A 22,120-nucleotide genomic window follows, 5' to 3' on the forward strand; every position below is an offset into this window, starting at 1 on the left:
CCGCCATCTTATTTGCCCATGCAAACATTGTGATCACAATGTTTGCATGGGCACGTTCATGGCAGGGGCATTCAGCCCAGCGCGGCGATCACCTCGGGCGGCGCCTGCACCAGCTCGATCAGCACGCCCTCGCCGGCAATGGGAAATTCGTCGTTCGCCTTGGGGTGCAGGAAGGTGATGTCGTGGCCCGCCGCGCCCTTGCGGATGCCGCCGGGCGCGAAGCGCACGCCCTGGGCGCTGAGCCATTCCACCGCCTGGGGCAGGTCGTCGATCCACAGGCCGATGTGGTTCAGCGGAGTGGCGTGCACGGCGGGTTTCTTCCCGGGGTCGAGCGGCTGCATCAGGTCCACCTCGACCTTGTGCGCGCCGTGGCCCATGGCGCAGATGTCCTCGTCCACGTTCTCGCGCTCGCTTCTGAAGGTGCCGGTCTTTTCCAGGCCGAGCATGTCCACCCAGAGCTTTTGCAGCCGGTGCTTGTCGGGGCCGCCGATGGCGACCTGCTGGATGCCGAGGACTTTGAAGGGACGGGTCATGGTGTGCTCCGGTTGACTACGAATTCGATAGCTGCTTGCGCTTGCCAGTCAAGCGCTGGAGGCCTATTTTCCTCATGAACGCGGCACGGCGGGCAGGATCTCGCGCCGGATCAGCGCCAGCGCCTGGTTGCGCGCGGCGCTGTCGGGCGTGCGGCGCGAGGTGGCGGCGATCACCGCCTGGCGTTGCGCATCGACGTAGATCCACTGCCCGCCGTAGCCGCTGGCCATGACGGCCTCGGGCGACACCCACCACAGGTAGCCGTAGGGCGTGAACGCCGGCCAGCCGCCGGCGTTGCGGCGCGTGGTGGCCTGGCGCAGGTAGTCGGCCGGCACCAGTTCGCGGCCCTGCCAGCGGCCGCCGGCCAGCACCAGCTCGCCCACGCGCGCCATGTCGCGCGGGCTCAGCATCAGCCCGAAGGCGCCGATGGCGTGGCCCTGCGCGCCGCGCCGCCAGTCGAAGCGCGCGATGCCCAGCGGCCCCAGCAGCCGCTGGCGCGCGTAATCATCCAGCGGCCGGCCGACGGCGCGCGCCAGCGCCAGGGCCAGCACGTTGGTGGCGCCGTTGTCGTAGGCGAAGCGCGCGCCCGGCTCGGCCACGAAGGGGCGGCGCGCCAGCCAGCCCAGGTTGTCGTCGCGGTCGCGCCGCGCGGTGACATCGGCGGTCCAGCCGGCCGTCATCGTCAGCAGGTGGGCGAAGCGCAGGCGCTGCAAACGCGCGTCACCGCCCAGGCGCAGCATCTCGGGCAGGCGCATGGCCACCAGTTCGTCCACGCCGCGCACGTGCCCGTCGGCCAGCGCGCAGCCGAACAGCAGCGAGAGCACGCTCTTGGTGACCGACTGCACGTCATGCAGGCTGTCCGCCGTCGTGCCGGGTCGATAGAACTCGAAGGCCAGCGCGCCGCGCTGTACCACGGCCACGCTCAGCACGTCGGGCGCCAGCGTGGCGATGCGGGCGGCGAGGCCGCCGAAGCCGCGGGCGCGCTGCGCATGCACGGCGGGCCAGCCGGCCAGGCCGGCGCCCAGGACCAGCGTACGGCGGCGCAGGGCTGGATAATTTGAATCAAATCGGCCTCCAGCGCCCGTCCAGCAAGCGCCAGCAGCTATGTTTATAGAAGCATCCGGCTCACGCATCGCCCACCGCCATCCAGTCCGCGACCAGCGCCCGGGCCGCCGCCAGCGCCGCCGCATCGTCGAAGCGCACGCCCAGCGTCTTCTGCCGGCCGGCGGCGCCGTGCAGCAGCTCGACACGGGCCTTGGGCACGCCGAAGGCGCGGGCGGCCCAGTCGATCAGCGCGGCATTGGCCTTGCCGTCCACCGGCGGCGCGCCCAGCCGCACGCGCAGCGCGCCGGCGTAGGCGCCCGCCGCTTCGGTGCGCTTCGCGCCTGGCGTGGCGTGGACGGGGAGTTTCAGCACGTGCATCGCGCGCGGCGCAGCGCTTACTCGAACTCCACGATGGCCTGGTCCACCGCCAGGCTCTCGCCCTGCCGGGCCTTGACTTCCTTCACCACGCCGTCGGCGCTGGCGAACAGCACGTTCTCCATCTTCATCGCCTCGATCACGGCCACGCGCTCGCCGGCCTGCACCTTCTGGCCGGGCTGCACGGCCACCTGCACCAGCAGGCCGGGCATGGGCGAGAGCACGAAGCGGCTCATGTCGGGCGGCGCCTTGTAGGGCATCAGCCGGTGCAGCTGGGCGGTGCGCGGGTGCATGACGATCACGTCCATCTGCGTGCCGTTGTGGATGACGCGGATGGCCAGCGGGTTGCGCGCGGCGCCGCGCTCCAGCTGCGCGGTGAACGGCCGGCCGTCGACGGTGCCGGTGACGCGCGCCTCGCCCAGCGCCTGGTCCACCACCAGCTCGTACACCTTGTCGCCGCCAGGCAGATGCAGGGTGACGGTGGCCGGGCCGTCGGGTTCGGCCTCGCCCACGGTGCAGTCGGTGTAGGTGTTGCTGCCGCCCTCGCCCAGCACGCAGAGGCTGAAGTCGCGCCGCACCGGCGGCCGGTAGCCGGCCCAGAACTGGCCCTGCAGGCCGGTGGCGCGGTCGCGGTAGGCCATGTGCAGCCGCGCGGCCAGCGCCTGCAGAAAGCCCGGGTCGTCGTGCGGCACGTCCTCTGCGCGGAAGCCGTGGGCGTAGTGCTCGGCGATGAAGCCGGTGTTGAAGTCGCCCGCCACGAACCTGGGGTGCGCCAGCAGCGCGGCCTGGAACGGGATGTTGCTCTGCACGCCGCGGATGACGAAGCCGTTGAGCGCCTCGCGCATCTTGCCGATCGCCTCCAGGCGGTCCTTGCCGTGCACGATGAGCTTGGCGATCATCGAGTCGTAGTGCATCGGGATCTCGCCGCCGTCGACCACGCCGGTATCCACGCGCACGCCCACGTCGGTGGTGGCCTGGCCCTGGAACAGGTTCTGCTCCGGCGGCGCGAAGCGCACCAGCCGCCCGGTGGAGGGCAGGAAGTTGCGGAACGGGTCCTCGGCGTTGATGCGGCACTCGATGGCCCAGCCGTCGCGCCGCACGTCCTGCTGCGTGAACGCCAGCTTCTCGCCCGCCGCCACGCGGATCATCTGCTCCACCAGGTCCAGGCCGGTGATGCACTCGGTCACCGGGTGCTCCACCTGCAAGCGGGTGTTCATCTCCAGGAAGTAGAAGTCCTGCTCCTTGCCGACCACGAACTCCACCGTGCCGGCCGACTGGTACTTCACCGCCTTGGCCAGCGCCACGGCCTGCTCGCCCATGGCCTTGCGCGTGGCGTCGCTGATGAAGGGCGAAGGCGCCTCCTCGATCACCTTCTGGTGGCGGCGCTGGATGGAGCATTCGCGCTCGTTCAGGTACACCACGTTGCCGTGGCTGTCGCCCAGCACCTGGATCTCGATGTGGCGCGGCTGCTCGACGAACTTCTCGATGAAGATGCGGTCGTCGCCGAAGCTGTTGCGCGCCTCGTTCTGGCAGGCGGTGAAACCCTCCAGCGCCTCCTTGTCGTTGAAGGCCACGCGCAGCCCCTTGCCGCCGCCGCCGGCGCTGGCCTTGATCATCACCGGGTAGCCGATGCCCTTGGCGATCTCCACCGCCTTCTCGGCGGATTCAATCGCGTCGTTGTAGCCCGGGATGGTGTTGACCTTGGCCTCGTTGGCCAGCTTCTTGGAGGCGATCTTGTCGCCCATCGCCGCGATGGAGTGCGCCTTGGGGCCGATGAAGGCGATGCCTTCGTCCTCGCAACGCTGGGCGAAGGCTTCGTTCTCGCTCAGGAAGCCGTAGCCCGGGTGCACGGCCTGCGCGCCGGTCTGCTTGGCTGCCTCGATGATCTTGTCGGCCAGCAGGTAGGACTCGCGCGATGGCGGCGGCCCCAGGCGCACGGCCTCGTCGGCCATCTGCACGAAGCGCGCGTCCTTGTCGGCGTCGGAATACACCGCCACCGTGGCGATGCCCATCTTGCGGGCGGTGGCGATGACGCGGCAGGCGATTTCGCCGCGGTTGGCGATGAGGATTTTTGTGAACATGGGGACTCCAGAGCTGCGTTCAGATGCCGCAGGATTTCAATAAAAGTTGTGAAAGCTCGCGGCGCTGCGCTGCCGGGGGCATGCGCTCCAGCAGGGAACGCGGGCCACCGCGCCAAGTGGTCATCGTCTTGAGGGGTGTTTGAAACCAGCCGATGTTGAAACACACCTCGTCGGAGTGCTCCGGCGTGGCGAAGAATTCGACATGGCTCCACTCCGCCAGGTTGTCGTGCATCCACCATGCGAGCGCCTCATAGGGCATCTGGCCGCTCAGAACAACGCGCGAGATTCGGGGGATGCTGATGCAGGCGGTGGCGCCCATGCCGTTCTTGCGGCCGGGGTGATCCCAGGTATGAAGGCCATCGTTGTCCGCCGCGCAGTTGTGTTTGCCGACGCCTGCTTCATTCACCGCGCGGCTGCGGTAGCCGGAGCGCACATGGATGCGGCCAAACCGCGCCTGCAAAGGCTCCAGCAGCAGGGTGCATAGCTTGGAGCCCGCCTTGATCGCGGTCTCGATATGCGCCGCATCGGGCACGTTGCGCAGCCCGTAATGCACGGCGATTTCGCTGTGGAGAAATTCGCGCAGGTGGAAACTGTCGGACAGCGGGATGCGCCCGAGCCGATCCAGCCCCGAGTAGGTCTGAGGATCAAGACGAATCACGGGTAATCCTTGGGGGTCTGAAGGTCGAACAATCAAGTGCTCCGAAATGCACCGTTAACTACTGGAATCAGGGTTTTCTGTTCAAAAGAGAACGCTTATATCGAGGCCATCTGGCGCCCCATCCGGGTCAAGCCGTCCCAGGCATCGCGGATGGGAGGGAACGCACGTGGATCGATGAAGCCCACCTCCTCCAGCGTCCACTGCCCACGGCCGAACTGGCAGGCATTGCATGCCGTCACGAGATTCGGTTCGTCGTTGGTGCCGCCCCGGCTGTGCGGCACGACGTGGTCCAGCGAGGCGCTCAACGCGGCCAGCGCGCTGTGCTTGTCGGCGTTGCGCGCACCCCAGCGGGCCGCCTCGGGCATCAGCCGATGCAGCCGGGTGCGCATGGCGCGCTCGACGACGCGCGTGCCGCAGTAGCGGCAGCGCCAGCCGTCTCTCATGTAAATGGCGCGCTCCCGGCTTGCGGAGGGCATGCGCGGGGCGCTGCGCGCCAGCCCCGGGGCTGCGGCGGGCATGGTGCGCTGCCAGTGCACCAGGGGGTTGACCGCGCCGGTGATGAATGCCGTGTACTCGGCGATCAGCGGCAGGTCGGCACGCGCGACGAGTTGGCGCGCCTCGGCCATCCGGCCCGCCACCACGCAATCGGCCGCCTCGCCCAACAAATCGGCCGCTGCGGCCAGTTCGGGGATCGGCGTCATGAAGCAGCGCCTGGATGGGACATGCTGGCCAGGCATGGTCAGGCACCCTCCGCCTGAATGTGCGGGTTGCCGTGCCGCAGCGCCTGCACGAACGCCCGCGGGTCCTTCGGCGACACCAGCACCTGCCCGGCGCGGCCGTGGCGGATGCGCAGCCGGTCGAGCGACAGCGCGGGCGAGGACAGCCAGCTGCGCGAAGGCTCCACCGCGTGGATGTCCTTCAGCGGAATGCGCCAGCGGAACGGGCCGCTGCGGATCACCAGCGCGTCCTGCCCCACCCGGTAGCCGGTGGCCGCCAGCACCCACAGCGGCAGGCCGGCGCCCAGGGCCAGCACGGCGACCAGCAGCACGGCGTGGGCGGGCGCTGCCTGGCGCGGCCAACCGGTGATCACCGCAGCCAGCACCAGCAGCGCGCTGGCCAGCAGCACGGCCGCCAGCCAGGCATCGACCTTGGAGGGGAAGGTGTGCGTCGCTTCGGACATGGCGATTATTCAAGCGTTTTATGCCTCCAGCGCTTATGTGTCATGCGCTGGCAGCTATCAAAATCAAAGCGGCATGTTCCCGTGCTTGCGCCACGGGTTCTCCAGCTTCTTGTCCTTGAGCATGGCCAGGCTGCGGCAGATGCGCTTGCGCGTCTCGTGCGGCAGGATCACGTCGTCGATAAAGCCGCGGCTGCCGGCGACGAAGGGGTTGGCGAAGCGGGCCTTGTATTCGGCCTCGCGCGCGGCGAGCTTATCGGGGTCCTTCTTCTCCTCGCGGAAGATGATCTCCACCGCGCCCTTGGCGCCCATCACCGCGATCTCGGCGTGCGGCCAGGCCAGGTTGACGTCGCCGCGCAGGTGCTTGGAGGCCATCACGTCGTAGGCGCCGCCGTAGGCCTTGCGGGTGATGATGGTGATCTTGGGCACGGTGGCCTCGGCGTAGGCGTAGAGCAGCTTGGCGCCGTGCTTGATGATGCCGCCGTACTCCTGGCTGGTGCCGGGCATGAAGCCGGGCACGTCGACGAAGGTGAGGATGGGGATGCTGAAGGCGTCGCAGAAGCGCACGAAGCGCGCGGCCTTGATGCTGCTCCTGATGTCCAGGCAGCCGGCCAGCACCAGCGGCTGGTTGGCGACGACGCCCACCACCTGCCCGTCCATGCGCGCCATGCCGATGACGATGTTGGCGGCGTAGTCGGGTTGCAGCTCGAAGAACTCGGCGTCGTCCACCACCTTGGCGATGGCTTCCTTGATGTCGTAGGGCAGGTTGGGGTTGTCGGGCACCAGGGTGTCGAGGCTGGCGTCGGCGCGGTCCACCGGGTCGTGCGTGGGGCGGTGCGGCGCCTTCTCGCGGTTGCTGGCGGGGACGTAGTTGAAGAAGCGGCGCAGCATCAGCAGCGCCTCGACGTCGTTCTCGAACGCCAGGTCGGCCACGCCGCTGCGGGTGGTGTGGGTGACGGCGCCGCCCAGTTCCTCGGCCGTGACTTCCTCGTGGGTGACGGTCTTCACCACCTCGGGGCCGGTGACGAACATGTAGCTGGAGTCCTTCACCATGAAGATGAAGTCGGTCATGGCCGGCGAGTACACGGCGCCGCCGGCGCAGGGGCCCATGATCATGCTGATCTGCGGAATGACGCCGGAGGCCATCGCGTTGCGCTGGAACACCTCGGCGTAGCCGCCCAGGCTGGCCACGCCCTCCTGGATGCGCGCGCCGCCCGAGTCGTTGAGGCCGATGACGGGCGCGCCCACCTTCATGGCCTGGTCCATCACCTTGCAGATCTTCTCGGCGTGCGCCTCGCTGAGCGCGCCGCCGAAGACGGTGAAGTCCTGGCTGAAGACGAACACCAGCCGCCCGTTGATGGTGCCGTAGCCGGTAACCACGCCGTCGCCGGGAATGTGCGTCTCATCCATGCCGAAGTCGGCGCAGCGGTGCTCGACGAACATGTCCCATTCCTCGAAGCTGCCGACGTCGAGCAGCACCTCGATGCGCTCGCGCGCGGTGAGCTTGCCCTTCTTGTGCTGCGCCTCGATGCGCTTGGCGCCGCCGCCCAGGCGGGCGGCGGCGCGCTTGCTTTCCAGTTGTTCGAGTATCTGCTTCATGGTCTCGTGCCTTCAAAGAATCGGTCAGGAAGCCTGGCCCGTCGCGGAGGACGTGCCATGCCGTTGGGAGAATCGGTGAGCGGCGGCGGCAGCGGCTTGCAGGGCCACGGTGTCGCGGCCGAAGCGCCTGCTGCGCGGCAGGTGGCGCAGCCAGCCCAGGCCGCGGCCCGCTCGCAGGAACAGCGCGCGCACGGGCGGCGGCTCGGCCGCCATCCAGGCGTCCAGCCGGGCATCCACTGCGTCGGCAGGCAGCGCCAGCGTCCACAGCGTGCTCTGCAGGAAAGCCAGCCAGTCGCGCACCTGTGCCTCGGGCACGCTCATCACTTCGGCCGGATCGTCCTCGAAGTCGATGGCGCCGGCCAGGCGCGGGGGCTGGGCCTGGGTATCGACGATCAGGTTGCGCGCGAAACCCTGGCTGAGGTACTGCCCGCGCTCGTGCATGCGCACCAGCGCGTCGCCCGCCTCGCGCCACAGCGCGGGCGCATGCGGGTGGTGGGCTTGCAGCAGCGTGCCCAGGTGCTCGTCGCCCAGCCACTGCATGACGAAGTGGTCGGGCGCCACGTGCAGCACCTGGGGCACGTGGGCACCAGCGGCGTGCAGCGCGCGCAGGCGCGCCACCTCCACCTGCTGCGCCCGCGCGCCGCCGTGCATGGGCGCGGCCTTGAGGAAGGGCGCGCCGGTGAGCCGCGCCAGCGCGTTCAACAGGCGGTACAGGGCCGGATGCCGCTCGGGCCGCTGGCCCTTGGCCAGCACCTTGCCCAACGCGGTGTCGAACACCTCGATGCGGCGCGCGCGCCAGCCGGGGGACTGGCTGATGCGCGCCAATTCTTGCGTGGAGAGGGTCATCGCGGTCACGCCGTCTGCTCCTCGGCAACCCGCTCGCCGCGCGCCGATTGACGCACCAGCCCGAAGATGCCCGCTTCGATGCGCGCCAGCGAATGCGGCAAGGCGTACCGCCGCCTGAACCGGCGCAACTCGTGCATGAAAAAGGCGTAGCCCGCGGGGTTCAGGGCGAAGCCCAGGCCGATCGACAGCACTTCGTCCAGCACGGCATAGCGTTCAGGCGCCAGGAAGCGCAGATGCTTGCTGGCGAAGGAAACGCCCAGGCCCTTGATGTCGAGTCCCCCTGCAATCGCGTCTCTGTCATCGTCTGAGGCTCCCACGCGGTCGAACCATTCGCGCAACGCCTTCTCCAGCGCGTCCTGCGTGTAATGCCTCTCCAGGTTGCCCCAGACGCGGTGCCCCCGCCCCCATTTGCAGGTGTGTTGCGAGAACTTGTAGGCTTCGCGCGACGTGCCTGCCAGCAGCGCACTGCCCCGCACTTCCAGCTTCTCGATTTCGATCCCCGTCTTTTTGTCTTCCACCTGGAGCCAGTGCAGCGAACTCTCGAAGGCCGACACGGTGAACCGGAACTGGCAGAACTCATAGACCGAAGGCGCCGCCCCATCAAAGTCGCGCACCGTGGCCATCAGCCCCTGGCTGGTGGAAAACGGAATGGGGTTCTGGAGCTTGGCCCCCAGAAGATCAGCATGTGCGCGCGGATCAACCGGCACCCGATCTTTCGGCCGGAAAGGACCGTTGGGATGCGTGACTCCCGTCTCGGATGAAACCAGGCGCAGCGTCCTGCCATTGATCCAGCAGCCGCGCGTGTCCAGTGGCTCGAAGGTCGGCGGTGGCATGGTCAGTTCGCAATGTCCTGCGGCTGGGCCGCCTGCGCCAGCAGCAGGCCTCGCGCGGCGGTGCTGGCCGCGATGCGCCCCTCGGCCACGTCGGCCTGCAACTGCGGCAGCAGTGCCTTGACTCGCGGATGCGCGCGGAAGGCTTGTTTGAGCCCGGCGTCGATGCGCTCCCACATCCACGCCAGCGACTGCCGCTGACGCCGCTCGGCCAGCCGGCCGTTGGCGGCCTGAACGTCGCGGAAGCGGGTGACGGCGGACCAGAACGCATCCAGCCCCTCGCCCTTCAGGCCGCTGATCTGCATCACCTCCGGCTGCCACTGCGCGGCGGCGGCTTCGGCATGCGGGTCGCCCCGGGCCGGGTTGCCGTGCAGGCCGAACAGGCGCAGCGCCGACTGGATCTGCGCCCGCGCGCGCGTGGCGGCGGCGGGGTCGATATCGGCCTTGTTGATGACCACCAGGTCGGCCAGCTCCATCACACCCTTCTTGATGGCCTGCAAGTCGTCGCCGGCGTTGGGCAGTTGCAGCAGAACGAACATGTCGGTCATGCCGCTGACGGCGGTCTCGCTCTGGCCCACGCCCACGGTCTCGACCAGCACCACGTCGTAGCCGGCGGCCTCGCACACCAGCATGCTCTCGCGCGTCTTCTCGGCCACGCCGCCCAGCGTGCCGCTGCTGGGGCTGGGGCGGATGTAGGCGTGCTCGTGCAGCGACAGGCGCTCCATGCGCGTCTTGTCGCCCAGGATCGAACCGCCCGACAGCGTGGACGACGGGTCGATGGCCAGCACCGCCACGCGGTGGCCGCGCTCGATGAGGAAGAGGCCGAGCGTCTCGATGAAGGTGCTCTTGCCCACGCCCGGCACGCCGCTGATCCCTAAGCGCAGCGCATGGCCGGTGTGCGGCAGCAGGGCCGTCAGCAGCTCGTCGCCCTGCGCGCGGTGGTCGGCGCGGGTCGATTCGAGCAGCGTGATGGCCTTGGCCATGGCGCGGCGCTGGGCGGCGGGCGTGCCGTGCAGGATGGCGTCGGTGCTTGCGACGGCAGGCAAAGTCATCGGCTCGGCTCCTCTGGTAGAGGCTCTTCCCCCCACCGTTCGGGCTGAGCTTGTCGAAGCCAGGGACCAGCCGCTGTCGTACCCTTTTGCCCTTCGACAGCGCCAGAGGATGCGGGTGAACGGGCAAGGCCTGTGCGGGAACGCGCCAACTGCTGAATCGCGGCCCAGTCCCCACGGATCAGCGCTTCCTTCTTGGCTCGGGACCACCCTTTAATCTGCCGCTCGAATGCGATCGCGCCTTCGCGCGCCTCGAATTCGCCCTGCCAGAGCAATTCGACCGGCTTGCGCGTCGCGGTGTAGCCGATCAAGCCGTCAGCGTGCTGCCGCATGCGTAACTCTATATCGTCGGTTTGTCCTACGTAGTAAGACCCATCCGAACAACACAGCAGATAGACAAAGAAGGGTTTCAAGCGATGGGGCGAGAAAGGGCTTCGACAAGCTCAGCCCGAACGGTGGAGCATAAGCATCGCACGGGCAAGACGCGATACACCGAAGTCAGGCAGCCATCGTCGCTCTGATCTGCTCCAGCACATCCTTCGCACTCGCCGGAATCGGTGTTCCCGGCCCATAGATGCCCTTGACGCCCGCCTCGTACAGAAAGTCGTAGTCCTGCCGCGGAATCACCCCGCCGACGAAGACGATGATGTCGTCCGCGCCCTGGCGCTGAAGCTCGGCGATGATGGCCGGCACCAGGGTCTTGTGGCCGGCGGCCAGGGTGCTCACGCCGACGGCGTGCACGTCGTTCTCGATCGCCTGGCGGGCGCACTCCTCGGGCGTCTGGAACAGGCTGCCGATGTCCACGTCGAAGCCCAGGTCGGCGAAGGCCGTGGCCACCACCTTGGCGCCACGGTCGTGGCCGTCCTGGCCCAGCTTGGCGATCATCACGCGCGGGCGGCGGCCCTGGGCTTCGGCGAAGCCGGCGATCTCCTTCTTGAGGTTCTCCCAGCCCTCGGCCGAGTCGTAGGCGGCGGCATAGACGCCGGTGACTTTCTGCGTGTCGGCGCGGTGGCGCCCGAAGACTTTTTCCATGGCGTCGCTCACTTCGCCCACGGTGGCGCGGGCACGGATGGCCTCGACGGCGGCGGCCAGCAGGTTGCCGTCGCCGCTCTCTGCTATTTTTGTGATAGCTGCCAGCGCTTGGCTGACGCGCGCCGCGTCGCGTTTTTGCTTGATATCGTTCAGCCGCGCGATCTGCGCGTCGCGCACCTTGACGTTGTCCACCTCCAGGATCTCGACCGGGTCCTCGTTCTTCAGCCTGTACTTGTTGACACCGACGATCACGTCCTTGCCGGAGTCGATCATGGCCTGCTTCTCGGCCGCGGCGGCCTCGATCTTCAGCTTGGCCCAGCCCGAGTCCACCGCCTTGGTCATGCCGCCCATGGCCTCGACCTCCTCGATGATGGCCCAGGCGGCGTCGGCCATGTCCTGCGTCAGCTTCTCCATCATGTAGCTGCCGGCCCAGGGGTCCACCACGCTGGTGATGTGCGTCTCCTCCTGGATGATGAGCTGCGTGTTGCGCGCGATGCGGGCGCTGAATTCCGTCGGCAGCGCGATGGCCTCGTCGAGCGCGTTGGTGTGCAGGCTCTGCGTGCCGCCGAACACCGCCGCCATGGCCTCGATGGTGGTGCGCACCACGTTGTTGTAGGGGTCCTGCTCGGTCAGGCTCCAGCCGCTGGTCTGGCTGTGCGTGCGCAGCATCAGGCTCTTGGGATTCCTGGGGTTGAACTCTTTCATGATGCGGCACCACAGCAGGCGCGCGGCGCGCATCTTGGCGATCTCCAGGTAGAAGTTCATGCCTACCGCCCAGAAGAACGACAGGCGCCCGGCGAAGGCGTCCACGTCCAGGCCCTTGGCCAGCGCGGTCTTCACGTACTCCTTGCCGTCAGCCAGGGTGAAGGCCATCTCCAGCGCCTGGTTGGCGCCCGCCTCCTGCATGTGGTAGCCCGAGATCGAGATCGAGTTGAACTTGGGCATGTGCTGCGCCGTGTACTCGATGATGTCGCCGATGATCTTCATCGACGGCTCGGGCGGGTAGATGTAGGTGTTGCGGACCATGAACTCCTTGAGAATGTCGTTCTGGATGGTCCCCGCCAGCTGGTCCTGGCGCACGCCCTGCTCTTCCGCCGCCACGATGTAGCCGGCCAGGATGGGCAGCACGGCGCCGTTCATCGTCATCGACACGCTGACCTTGTCGAGCGGGATGCCGTCGAACAGGATCTTCATGTCCTCCACGCTGTCGATCGCCACGCCGGCCTTGCCCACGTCGCCCGTCACGCGCGGGTGGTCGCTGTCGTAGCCACGGTGCGTGGCCAGATCGAACGCCACCGACACGCCCTGCCCGCCCGCGGCCAGCGCCTTGCGGTAGAAGGCGTTCGATTCCTCGGCGGTCGAGAAGCCCGCGTATTGGCGGATCGTCCACGGCCGCACCGCGTACATGGTGGCCTGCGGACCGCGCAGGAAGGGCTCGAAGCCCGGCAGCGTGTTCGCGTAGGGCAGGCCCCGCACGTCCTCGGCGGTGTAGAGCGGCTTGACGGTGATGCCGTCGGGCGTGACCCAGTTCAGCGCCGCCACGTCGCCGCCGGGGGCGGACTTGGCGGCGGCCTTGTGCCAGTCGGCCAGGGTCGAGGGCTTGAATTCGGGGTGGTCGGTGCTCATGGCGCGCGCGTGATGGAGATCGGCTGATCGATACCCGTAATTATTAATTCAAAACCCTCTCGGCGGCTTACAATCGCCGAAATTTTTTCGCCCGACCGATGAACGCGCCTCCACCGCTCGCCCCCCGCGCCTTGTACGAAGAGGTGGCCGAGCACCTGCGCCAGCGCATCTTCAACCGCGCGCTGGCGCCGGGCGACTGGATCGACGAGGTGCGCATCGCCGAAGCGCTGGGCATCAGCCGCACGCCGCTGCGCGAGGCGCTGAAGGTGCTGGCCGCCGAGGGCCTGGTCACCATGAAGGTGCGGCGCGGCGCCTACGTCACCGAATCCAGCGCCAAGGACATGGCCGACGTGTACCACCTGCTCGCCCTGCTGGAGGCCGACGCCGCCGCCGCCACGGCCGAGCGCATCACCGATGCCGAGCTGGCCGAGCTGCGCGCCCTGCACGCCGAGCTGGAGGCCGCCGCCCGGGCCGGCGCGGCGGGGCGCGAGCACTTCTTCGCCCTCAACGAGCGCTTTCACCTGCGCCTGCTCGAAATCGCCGACAACCGCTGGCGCCTGCAGATGGTGGCCGACCTGCGCAAGGTGATGAAGCTGCACCGCCACAACTCGCTGCTGAAGACCGGCCGCATCGCCGATTCGCTGGCCGAACACGGCGCGGTGATGGCCGCCGTCGAGCGGCGCGACGCCACCGCCGCCGCCGCGCGCATGCGCGAGCACTTCGCCAGCGGGCTGGAAGCGGCCGCCTGATGCTCCCAAGACCATAGCTGCCCGCGTTTGACGGACAATGGCTGGAGCCCTCTTCGAGCCATGAACGCAGCTACCCCGCCGTCCGCCGTCCAGCACGCCCGCGTCTCCTCGCACGACCTGCCCGCGCGCCACAAGGCCAGCGCGCTGCGCGAGCTGCTGGGGCGCGAGCTGATGCGCGTCGACCTGCTGCCCGCCGACGCCGACGCGCGCCCCATCGAAGCCTTCCGCTACGACGCGGCCGTCAGCACCCTGGGCAGCGGCACCGCCTACGCCCACGTGCGGCATACGCCCGTGCACTACCGGCGCACCGCCGAGCTGATGCACGACGGGCTCGACGACCTGTTCCTCACCACCACCCACAGCCGGGGCGGCTACGTGCTGCGCCACCGGCAGGGCGACATCGCCGTGCCCTCGGGCAGCATCGCGCTGCTCTCCAAGGCGCGCCTGCACGACGGCATCACGCCGTGGGGCGGCACCAGCACCTGCATCCAGGTGCCGCGCGCCGCCCTGGCGCGCCTGCTGCCCCGGCTCGAAGAAGCGCCCCTGCACGTCTTCACCCCCGGCACGCCAGGCGCCGACAGCGCCGCCCTGGCGCTGGCCTACGCCGGGCTGCTCACCAGCCAGGGCACCCTGGCCGGCGCGCCGCTGGCCAGCGCCGTCGCCCACCTGCACGAGCTGATCGCCGGCGCCATCGCACCCCGCTGGGCCGCCGGCCAGCCGCCCGGCGGCGAGGCGCAGCGCGCACCCCTGCTGGCCCTCGTCCAGCAGAGCATCCGCGCGCGGCTCGAATGGCCGGGGCTGGACCTGGCCCACGTCGCCCGCCTGCACCACACCACCCCGCGCCAGTTGCAGCGCCTGTTCGCCAGCCAGGGCACCTGCTTCACCGACTTCCTGGCCGAGGCGCGCATGCAGCGCGCCCGCGCCCTGCTGGCCAGCCCCGCGCAGCGCCACCGCCGCGTGCTCGACATCGCGCTGGACTGCGGCTTCGACAACCTCTCGGCCTTCGGCCGCGCCTTCCGCCGCCGCTTCGGCATCACGCCCGGCGACGCGCGCCAGGCCGCCTAGTCCATTGAAACATTGAAATCGGATGCATTGACCTCAGATGATGAGGCATGCAACGAATCATGCTGACGCCCGACCAACGCGAGGAACTTGAAGCGATGCTGCGCAAGCACAGCGGTGGGGCGGCGCAGGCGCGCCGCGCACGGTGTGTTCTGCTTTGGGCCGATGGCCAGCGGCGGGTAGACATCCGCTCGAAGCTGGCTTGCAACGACGCGTTCGTCACCCGTTGGACGACCGCGTATGGCGAGCAAGGCGCGGCGGGCCTGGTGTCGCTTTATCCGGGCCGCAAGCCGACCAAGCCGGTGGCGCGCCTGGAGGCACGGGTGTTGGACCGTACGCTCAAGCACAAGCCCAAGGATGGGTCCACGCACTGGAGCAGCCGCAAGCTCGCTGCGGAACTCGGCGATATCTCCTTCATGACCGTGCAGCGTATCTGGAGCAAGCACGGGGTGCGGCCTCACCGTTTGGAGCGCCACATGGTGTCCAACGATCCCGACTTCGAGGCCAAGGCGGCCGACGTGATCGGTCTGTACCTGAGTCCGCCGGCACACGCGGTCGTCTTCTGCGTCGATGAGAAGACCGCCATCCAGGCCCTGGACCGCAAGGACCGGATGCTGCCGCTGTCGCCGGGCCGCGCCGAAAGCCATGGGTTCGAGTACAAGCGCAATGGCACCCTGAGCCTGTTCGCCGCGCTGAACACAGCCACGGGCCAGGTGCTGGGCAAGACAGCTGCGCGCCACACCAGCGAACAGTTCGTCGCGTTCCTGCAAGACATCGTCTCCTCGCAATCGCCGCGGCGCGAGATTCACGTCATCTGCGACAACGTCAGCAGCCACAAGACCGAACTGGTCGAGCAGTTCCTGGCCAAGCATCGTCACGTGCAAATCCACTACACCCCCACGTACTCGTCTTGGTTGAACCAGGTCGAGAACTGGTTCGCCCGCATCCAGCGCGACGTGATCACCCGCGGCATCTTCACGTCCACCAAGGACCTCGACAAGAAGCTCATGCGATACATCCGCCAGTACAACCAGCAAGCCAAGCCCATCATGTGGAAGTACTCCGATCCGGGGCGCCGCATCACATCCAGTTCTTCTGTTTCAGTGGACTAGTTCCCCCGCGCAGGCGCACCGGCGCGCGATTGTCGCGCCGGGCACAACCGAAAGTCGGTTTCGGCACAGCCGCGCGGCGGCCGTTTTCCAAGAATCGGCGGCTGTCCGCTCTTTACGCCCGCCCATGCCCCTGCCCGTCCACCCCATCCGCGTGCTCACCCGCGCCCTCGCCCCCGCCCTGCTCGCCTGCGCCGCCGCCAGCGCCCAGGCGGCGCCCTACGCCACCACCTACGGCAGCCGCATCGGCACGTCCACCATCCCCCAGGTCATCTCCGGCGAGGACTACACCGTCACCCTGGTGTTCGACAACGGCGGCGCCAGCGCCGCCAGCCAGACCTGGAACGCCTCGCACCTCACCTGCGTCATCTGGCGCATGAACGACGCGGGCAACGTCGTCCACGCGCAGAACATGGCCGCCGCGCCGCCCTACCAGTACCAAGGCAGCATCGTCACCAACGCCAGCGGCGCCATCCTCTTCTTCTTCGGTTCGCTGCGCGGCCGGGACGCCCCCGCCAGCGCCACCTATTCCAGCGGCTTCGCCCCCGGGGCGGGCGTGGCCGACTGGTTCATCGGCGGCCTGGCCTCGCCCGCGCCGCTCGTGCTGCCAAACACCCAGCAATCCTTCTACGACGCCGACGGCAACGGCGGCGTGCCGGTGGATCCCGCCGGCTGGAGCGCCCCCGCGCCCTACGCCGAGTCCTGCCCCGCCGCCGCCCCGTCCGCGCCGCCTGCGCCCGCCGCCATCCCCACCCTGGGCCATGCCGCGCTGGCGCTGCTGGCGGGCCTGGTGGGCGCGGCGGGCTTCGTCAGGCGCCGCAACCCATCTTCTTGAAACCTTTTTGGTCCACAGCGCTTGCCAGTCAAGCGCAAGCAGCTATCAACCCAGGAGCAAACCCATGACCTCTTCCACCCCCCGCCACACCCTGGCGGCCTGCGCGCTGGCGGCCTGCGCCCTGGCCGCCACCAGCACGCAGGCTGCGCCGTTTTCCACCACTTACTTCGGCCAGCTTGGCCCCGGCACCAACTTTGCCGACATGCATGCCGGAGAGCCGTTTACCGTGTCGCTGGTGTTCGACAACGGCGGCAACTCGGCCAACGGCCAGACATGGGAGGCGGCGCACCTGACCTGCGTGCTCTGGGCCTTCAACAGCGCGCAGGACGTGGTGTATGCGCAGAACCTTTCGGCCGTGCCCGCCACCACGGTGGCCGGCACGGTTTCGTCCAACGCGGGCGGCACGCTGACCGGCATGTTCACCGAAGTGGTGGCGCAGAACGTGGCGCCCGGCGCCTATGCGGCCAGCGGCTTTGCGGCCGGGCCGGGAGTGGTGAGCTGGTTCATCAATGGCGTGAATGCCGTTTTTTTCAGCGGAGCCAACGACCCACGCGCCACCGGCAACCCGGCGGGCGTTTCCGTCAGCCCCGCCGACTGGAGCGCGCCCGCGCCCTACGCGGGCCCCTGCCCAGCGCCCACGCCCGGCCCGTCGCACGCCACCCCCGTGCCCACGCTGGGCCATGCCGCGCTGGCGCTGCTGACCGGCCTGCTGGGCGTGGCGGGCTTCATCAGCCGCCGCAAGAAAGTTTGAAGCCTTTTTGACCCTTGGCGCTTGCAAATCAAGCGCTGGCAGCTATCAAAGAAGAAGCAATACCATGAAACACGCCACATCGCCACGCCGGTGCCCGTGCTGGGGCCGGTGGGGCTGGGGTTGATGGCGGGGTTGGTGGGAGTGGCTGGTTTTGTGGGGCAGCGCAGGACGGCTTGAAGAAGCCCCGGCCAGCGTCTTCAAGCCAGCGAGTTCGAGCGCAACCCCAGCTCGGGCAGATTGCGCACGGCCCTCACCTCTGCCACCAGCGTCTTTTTCTCGTCGGCGGTGAAGGTCTGCAAGTCGCCGTCGTTGAAATACACCAGCGCCTTCAAGCTCTCGCTGGGTTGAAAGTTCGGCCCAAAGAGCTGGCGGGCGGATGCCAGCCCGCGCGGCAGGCTCACGCCGGCCTGGCGCCTGCGCGGCGGGCCGTGGGTGCTCGCGCGGATGCCGATAACGGCTCGGGGACGAGCCGAACAAAAAAAGTCGCGCCAGGCACATCGAATGTCGGGCGGAGCACAGCAGGGCGGCGCGGGTTTTTTCAGAATCGCCGCCCATCGTATCACAACATCCAGAGGGAACCTTTCCATGCCCATCCACCACCACACCGCGCGGCGCCACCTGGGCACGCTGCTGGCGGGCGCCGCGCTGGCGGCGGCCACGGGCGCCAGCGCGGCGCCGTTCGCCACCACCTACGCGGGGCAGGTCGCCGAGAGCGGCTTCGGCACGGTGTCCGGCGAGCAGGACTTCCGCATCACCCTGGTGTTCGACAACGGCAACGCCACGGCCGGCAACCAGACCTGGGAGGCCAGCAACCTGCGCTGCATCCTCTGGCGCTTCAACAACTCGCAGAACGTGGTGTACGCGCAGAACCTGGTGGCCGCGCCGCCCACCGATTTCGGCGGCGCGGCCCACACCGATGCCAGTGGCGCGCTGGACGGCTTCTTCAGCTCGCTGATCGCCCACGACGTGACCAGCGCCCAGTACACGGCCAGCGGCTTCGTGCCGGCGCTGAACGTCGTGCACTGGCACATCAACAACCAGGACTCCATCTTCTCCAGCCAGGCAGGCGCGGACTTCCTCAACATCGAAGCCGTGGGTGATGGCGTTTCAACGGCGCCGGAGCGCTGGTCGAACCCCGCTCCCTACGCCGGCAACTGCGCGGCGGCGACCACCACCACGCCACCCGCCGCCGTGCCCACGCTGGGCCACGCGGGGCTGGCGCTGCTGGCCGCCGCGCTGGGCGCGCTGGGCTGGCGCGGGCGCCGCCGCGGCACGTGAATCGGGGAAACGCGGGAGCCGCCGCGCTCCTGCTTCGATAGCTTCCAGCGCTTGTCTGGCGGGCGCTGGAAGCTTTTTTTATTCATGAATTCACCTCAAGGAAACACCATGTCCACATCCACTTTGGTGCGCCGCCGCAGCCTGCTGCTGAGCGCCGCCGCATCCGCCGCGCTGGCCGCCTGCGGCGGTGGCGATGACGACGGCGCCGCCGACGCGCCCGCCGCGTGGCGCGTGCCGGCCGAGACCGAGCCGCAGCAGGCGGTGATGCTGGCCAGCATCGGCTACGACTACAAGGTGGGCTGGTCCATCCTGGAGACGCAAGCCGCGATGATCGCGGCGCTGGCGCCCTCGGTGCCGGTGGTGTACCTGGTGAACAGCGCCGAGGAGCGCGAGGCCATGCGCCTGGCGCTGGGCGCGGCGCAGATGTCGGGCACCCAGATCGCGCAGCGCGTGCGCTTTTTGACGGTGGAACACGCCGAGATGTGGGTGCGCGACTACGGCGGCATCTTCCAGACCACGGCGCGAGGGGATCTGCGCATGGTGGACTTCGACTTCGACGGCTATGGCTACAACGCCTTCTCGGGGCCGGACACCAACGACACCTACAACACCGACAACGACCTGGCAGTGCGCGTGGGCGCGGCGATGGGCGTGGAGTGCGTGCGCTCGCCGCTGGTGTGCGAGGGCGGCAACCTGCACTTCAACGGCCGGGGCACGGTGATCGCCCTGCTGGGCGACGGCACCGAGGGCGTCGGCCTGCTGGGCCGCAACAAGGGCTGGACGGCCGCGCAGATCGAGGCGGAACTCAAGCGCGTATTCAGCGTGACCAAGGTGATCTTCCTCAAGCGCAACATGCCCAGCGACGCGCACACCGTCATGCAAACGCCCTACCGCATGCCCGACGACGTATGGGCCTACAACGTGGGCGTGACCCACATCGACGAAATGATCGCCTGGGTGGACGAACGCACCCTGCTGCTGCCTGAGGTGACCGGTGCCGAGCTGGCCGCCGCCATCGCCGCCGGCGACCCGGTCACGCAGCTCGCCCACGACGTGCTGCAAGAAGCCCACGCCATCCTGAGCGCCGCCACCGACCAGGACGGTCGGCCATTCACCATCGTGCGCGTGCCCGAACCCGGCCCCATCGTGGTGGAGCTGACGCCCGACGACAACGCCTGGTGGATGATCGCCGACATGAACCAGCACCCCACGCACAAGCTCAAGGGCGCGGAGCGCTTCGCCAACGAAGAGCCGGTGAGCTACCTGCTGCCCGCCAGCTACATGAACTTCGTCGTCTCCGACGGCGTGGTGCTGGTGCCCCGCTTCTACCAGCCAGGGCGCGACCTGACGCTCAAGGACAAAGACGCCGCATTCGCCCAGATCATCGCCGCGCGCTACCCCGGCCGCCGCGTCGTGCAGATCGCGCCGGATGCGCTGCTGGCCGGCGGCGGCGGCCTGCACTGCATCACGCAGCAGATTCCGAAGCAGGTGGCCTGGCAATTCGCGGTGTAGCTCGCCCCCGGCACGGCAATTTGTCGCGCCGGGAACAGCGAATGTCGTGCTGGGCACAACGCAGCCGCCGCCGCATCTGAAAAATCGCGGCCATGCCTGACGAAGCCGCCCCGCCCCCCGCCATCCAGCACCTGCGCATCTCCACGCACGACCTGCCCCACGGCGACTACGTGGCCGCCGTGCGCGAGCTGCTGGGGCGCGACCTGCTCGGCTCCGACCTGCGCCACGCCGACGGCGGCGTGCGCCCGCTGGCCGGCTTTCGCTACCACGCCACCCTCAGCCTGCTCGGCCCCGGCGCCGCCTACATCCACGGCGCGCACACGCCCATGCAGGCGCGCCGCACCGCCGCGCTGATGGCCGACGGCATGGACGACATCTTCATCGCCCTCACCCACGGCACCGCAGGCAGCGCCACCCTGTGCCACCCCAAGGGCGAAATCGCCGTGCCGCAAGGCAGCATCGTGCTCATGTCCAAGGCGCGCGAGCACTGCGGCATCAACCCCTGGCACGCCGTCACCACCGGCCTGCAAGTGCCCCGCGCCGCCCTGGCGCGGCGACTGCCCCGGCTGGAAGAAGCGCCCATGCACGTCTTCCACCCCGGCGCGCCCGGCACCGACAGCGCCGCGCTGGCGCTGGACTACGCCGCGCTGCTCGCCCGCCAGGGCAGCCTGTCGTGTACCGCCCTCACCGCCGCCGCCGAACACCTGCACCAGCTGCTCGCCAGCGCCATCGACGCCCCCCGCGCCGCCAGCCGCCCCCCGCCCGGCCAAGCCCAGCAGGCCCGCCTGGCGCTGATGCGGCGCGACATCCACAAATACCTCAACCAGCGCGGGTTCGATCTGCGCCAGCTCGCCCGCCTGCACAACACCACCCCGCGCCAGGTGCAGCGCATGCTGGCCACGCAAGACACCAGCTTCACCGGCGTGCTAGGCGAAGCGCGCATGCAGCACGCCCACGCACTGCTCACCAGCCCCGCGCACCAGCACCTGCGCGTGCTGGAGATCGCGCTGGACAGCGGCTTCGACGGCATCTCGGCCTTCAGCCGCGCATTCCGCAGGCACTTCGGCATCACCCCCACCGAGGCCCGCGAAGCCGCGCAAGCCCGCTAGTTCCCCCGCCGCGCGGCGGGCGCGCACGAAAGTCGCGCCGGGTATGCCGAATGTCGTGCCAGGGCCAGACAGGCCACGGCGGTTTTCCAAGAATCGGCGGCTTTACCCTTGCCGCCCTCTCGCAAAACCATGCACAACACCCGTACCGCCCGCACTACCCTCGCCCTCCTCGCCACCGCCGCCGCCCTGGCCGCCCCAGCCCACGCCGCGCCCTACGCCACCCTGCACAGCGGCATGGTCGATACCTCCAGCGTCCCCGGCGTCAACGCGGGCCAGTCGTACACCGTCACCATCATCTTCGACAACGGCGGCACCAGCGCCGCCAGCCAGACCTGGGAGGCCGCGCACCTGGTCTGCGCCATCTGGCGCTTCAGCAACGGCAGCACCCAGTTCACCCAAAGCCTGGCGGGCGCATCGCTCTCCTACATGGGCCATGCCCGCTCCAACCCCGCCGGGGCGCTGGGCGTCATGTTCGACAGCATCCAGGAAGACGACGCCAGCACCTACACCGCCACCGGCTTCACCACGCCGCTGACGCAGCCCGTCGAATGGCGGATCACCGACAGCAACCCCATCTTTGCCGACACCAACGGCACGGGCGGCACCGTCACCGCCGTCGGCGGCGTGCCCACCAACGCCCAGTACTGGTCGGCCCCCGCGCGCGTCACCGCCGCCTGCGACGACGAGCCCTACACCGCGCCGCCCGCCACCCCCACCGCCGTGCCCACGCTCGGCCACGCCGCGCTGGCGCTGCTGTCGGGCGTGCTGGGCGCTGCGGGCTGGCTTAACCGCCGCCGCAAGGCTTGAAGCCATTTCAGCCCCCAGCGCTTGCCAGACAAGCGCCACCAGCTATCAAAACAGAAGCAA

At 69.0% G+C, this 22,120-nt stretch carries 24 protein-coding genes; 10 read left to right on the forward strand and 14 right to left on the reverse strand.

Features of this window, described 5'->3' with window-relative positions; all coding sequences use genetic code 11:
- Positions 1 to 71: 71 nt before the first annotated feature.
- From QM772_RS02520 to scpA, 13 genes are all read right to left on the reverse strand, one after another.
- A complete protein-coding gene (locus QM772_RS02520; RefSeq protein ID WP_415133842.1) occupies positions 72 to 533 on the reverse strand; it encodes a VOC family protein in 462 nt (153 codons plus the stop codon).
- A gap of 72 nt (positions 534 to 605) precedes the next feature.
- The gene (locus QM772_RS02525; protein ID WP_415133844.1) at positions 606 to 1,664 is read right to left on the reverse strand and encodes a serine hydrolase domain-containing protein; all 1,059 of its coding nucleotides are present in this window, start codon (positions 1,662 to 1,664) and stop codon (positions 606 to 608) included.
- The gene (locus tag QM772_RS02530; protein ID WP_415133846.1) at positions 1,657 to 1,953 is read right to left on the reverse strand and encodes a DUF167 domain-containing protein; all 297 of its coding nucleotides are present in this window, start codon (positions 1,951 to 1,953) and stop codon (positions 1,657 to 1,659) included. The genes QM772_RS02525 and QM772_RS02530 overlap by 8 nt, the downstream gene beginning before the upstream one ends.
- Before the next feature lie 17 nt (positions 1,954 to 1,970).
- The gene (locus QM772_RS02535; protein ID WP_415133848.1) at positions 1,971 to 4,031 is read right to left on the reverse strand and encodes an acetyl-CoA carboxylase biotin carboxylase subunit; all 2,061 of its coding nucleotides are present in this window, start codon (positions 4,029 to 4,031) and stop codon (positions 1,971 to 1,973) included.
- A 19-nt stretch (positions 4,032 to 4,050) separates the two neighbouring features.
- Positions 4,051 to 4,689 carry a hypothetical protein gene (locus tag QM772_RS02540; protein ID WP_415133850.1) on the reverse strand — a complete coding sequence of 213 codons (639 nt, stop codon included), beginning with the start codon at positions 4,687 to 4,689 and terminating at the stop codon, positions 4,051 to 4,053.
- Positions 4,690 to 4,784: 95 nt separating this feature from the next.
- Positions 4,785 to 5,390, reverse strand: coding sequence for an HNH endonuclease (locus tag QM772_RS02545; RefSeq protein ID WP_415133852.1), 606 nt, complete (start codon positions 5,388 to 5,390; stop codon positions 4,785 to 4,787).
- A gap of 38 nt (positions 5,391 to 5,428) precedes the next feature.
- Positions 5,429 to 5,869 carry a PH domain-containing protein gene (locus tag QM772_RS02550; RefSeq protein ID WP_415133854.1) on the reverse strand — a complete coding sequence of 147 codons (441 nt, stop codon included), beginning with the start codon at positions 5,867 to 5,869 and terminating at the stop codon, positions 5,429 to 5,431.
- A 63-nt stretch (positions 5,870 to 5,932) separates the two neighbouring features.
- Positions 5,933 to 7,465 carry an acyl-CoA carboxylase subunit beta gene (locus tag QM772_RS02555; RefSeq protein WP_415133856.1) on the reverse strand — a complete coding sequence of 511 codons (1,533 nt, stop codon included), beginning with the start codon at positions 7,463 to 7,465 and terminating at the stop codon, positions 5,933 to 5,935.
- 24 nt (positions 7,466 to 7,489) lie between these two features.
- The gene (locus QM772_RS02560) at positions 7,490 to 8,320 is read right to left on the reverse strand and encodes a hypothetical protein (protein WP_415133858.1); all 831 of its coding nucleotides are present in this window, start codon (positions 8,318 to 8,320) and stop codon (positions 7,490 to 7,492) included.
- On the reverse strand, positions 8,317 to 9,144 hold the full coding sequence (locus QM772_RS02565; RefSeq protein WP_415133860.1) for a hypothetical protein: 828 nt from the start codon (positions 9,142 to 9,144) through the stop codon (positions 8,317 to 8,319). Before QM772_RS02565 ends, QM772_RS02560 begins: the two co-directional genes overlap by 4 nt.
- A 2-nt stretch (positions 9,145 to 9,146) precedes the next feature.
- Complete coding sequence (meaB, locus tag QM772_RS02570) at positions 9,147 to 10,193, reverse strand: methylmalonyl Co-A mutase-associated GTPase MeaB (RefSeq protein ID WP_415133862.1); 1,047 nt, start codon at positions 10,191 to 10,193, stop codon at positions 9,147 to 9,149.
- A complete protein-coding gene (locus QM772_RS02575; RefSeq protein WP_415133864.1) occupies positions 10,190 to 10,603 on the reverse strand; it encodes a GIY-YIG nuclease family protein in 414 nt (137 codons plus the stop codon). Before QM772_RS02575 ends, meaB begins: the two co-directional genes overlap by 4 nt.
- Positions 10,604 to 10,688: 85 nt before the next feature.
- Positions 10,689 to 12,848 carry a methylmalonyl-CoA mutase gene (gene scpA, locus QM772_RS02580; protein ID WP_415133866.1) on the reverse strand — a complete coding sequence of 720 codons (2,160 nt, stop codon included), beginning with the start codon at positions 12,846 to 12,848 and terminating at the stop codon, positions 10,689 to 10,691.
- Positions 12,849 to 12,946: 98 nt separating this feature from the next.
- On the opposite strand from scpA, the gene QM772_RS02585 reads away from it, so the two are divergent.
- The 6 genes from QM772_RS02585 (at position 12,947) to QM772_RS02610 (ending at position 17,531) form a co-directional block, all read left to right on the forward strand.
- Positions 12,947 to 13,597: a GntR family transcriptional regulator gene (locus tag QM772_RS02585; RefSeq protein ID WP_415133868.1), complete on the forward strand. Its 651-nt coding sequence runs from the start codon at positions 12,947 to 12,949 to the stop codon at positions 13,595 to 13,597.
- A 60-nt stretch (positions 13,598 to 13,657) separates the two neighbouring features.
- Positions 13,658 to 14,662 (forward strand): helix-turn-helix transcriptional regulator, encoded by a 1,005-nt coding sequence (locus QM772_RS02590; protein ID WP_415133870.1) that lies wholly within the window; start codon positions 13,658 to 13,660, stop codon positions 14,660 to 14,662.
- 47 nt (positions 14,663 to 14,709) lie between these two features.
- A complete protein-coding gene (locus QM772_RS02595; protein WP_415133872.1) occupies positions 14,710 to 15,771 on the forward strand; it encodes an IS630 family transposase in 1,062 nt (353 codons plus the stop codon).
- Between the two features lie 124 nt (positions 15,772 to 15,895).
- Positions 15,896 to 16,603: an IPTL-CTERM sorting domain-containing protein gene (locus QM772_RS02600; protein WP_415133874.1), complete on the forward strand. Its 708-nt coding sequence runs from the start codon at positions 15,896 to 15,898 to the stop codon at positions 16,601 to 16,603.
- Between the two features lie 64 nt (positions 16,604 to 16,667).
- On the forward strand, positions 16,668 to 17,354 hold the full coding sequence (locus QM772_RS02605) for an IPTL-CTERM sorting domain-containing protein (protein ID WP_415133876.1): 687 nt from the start codon (positions 16,668 to 16,670) through the stop codon (positions 17,352 to 17,354).
- A 96-nt stretch (positions 17,355 to 17,450) separates the two neighbouring features.
- Positions 17,451 to 17,531, forward strand: coding sequence for an IPTL-CTERM sorting domain-containing protein (locus QM772_RS02610; RefSeq protein ID WP_415139426.1), 81 nt, complete (start codon positions 17,451 to 17,453; stop codon positions 17,529 to 17,531).
- Between the two features lie 20 nt (positions 17,532 to 17,551).
- On the opposite strand, the gene QM772_RS02615 is transcribed toward QM772_RS02610, so the two are convergent.
- Positions 17,552 to 17,755 (reverse strand): hypothetical protein, encoded by a 204-nt coding sequence (locus QM772_RS02615; RefSeq protein ID WP_415133877.1) that lies wholly within the window; start codon positions 17,753 to 17,755, stop codon positions 17,552 to 17,554.
- Between the two features lie 184 nt (positions 17,756 to 17,939).
- Here QM772_RS02615 and QM772_RS02620 point away from each other — a divergent pair, with 184 nt between their 5' ends.
- From QM772_RS02620 to QM772_RS02635, 4 genes are all read left to right on the forward strand, one after another.
- Entirely contained in the window at positions 17,940 to 18,632 is a 693-nt protein-coding gene (locus tag QM772_RS02620) for an IPTL-CTERM sorting domain-containing protein (RefSeq protein WP_415133879.1), read from the forward strand.
- 108 nt (positions 18,633 to 18,740) lie between these two features.
- A complete protein-coding gene (locus QM772_RS02625; protein WP_415133881.1) occupies positions 18,741 to 20,144 on the forward strand; it encodes an agmatine deiminase family protein in 1,404 nt (467 codons plus the stop codon).
- Positions 20,145 to 20,236: 92 nt separating this feature from the next.
- Complete coding sequence (locus QM772_RS02630) at positions 20,237 to 21,253, forward strand: helix-turn-helix transcriptional regulator (RefSeq protein WP_415133883.1); 1,017 nt, start codon at positions 20,237 to 20,239, stop codon at positions 21,251 to 21,253.
- A gap of 129 nt (positions 21,254 to 21,382) precedes the next feature.
- Entirely contained in the window at positions 21,383 to 22,060 is a 678-nt protein-coding gene (locus tag QM772_RS02635) for an IPTL-CTERM sorting domain-containing protein (RefSeq protein WP_415133885.1), read from the forward strand.
- The last annotated feature ends 60 nt before the right edge of the window (positions 22,061 to 22,120 follow it).

It is taken from the genome of Ottowia sp., assembly GCF_047601385.1.
GTDB lineage: Bacteria > Pseudomonadota > Gammaproteobacteria > Burkholderiales > Burkholderiaceae_C > Ottowia.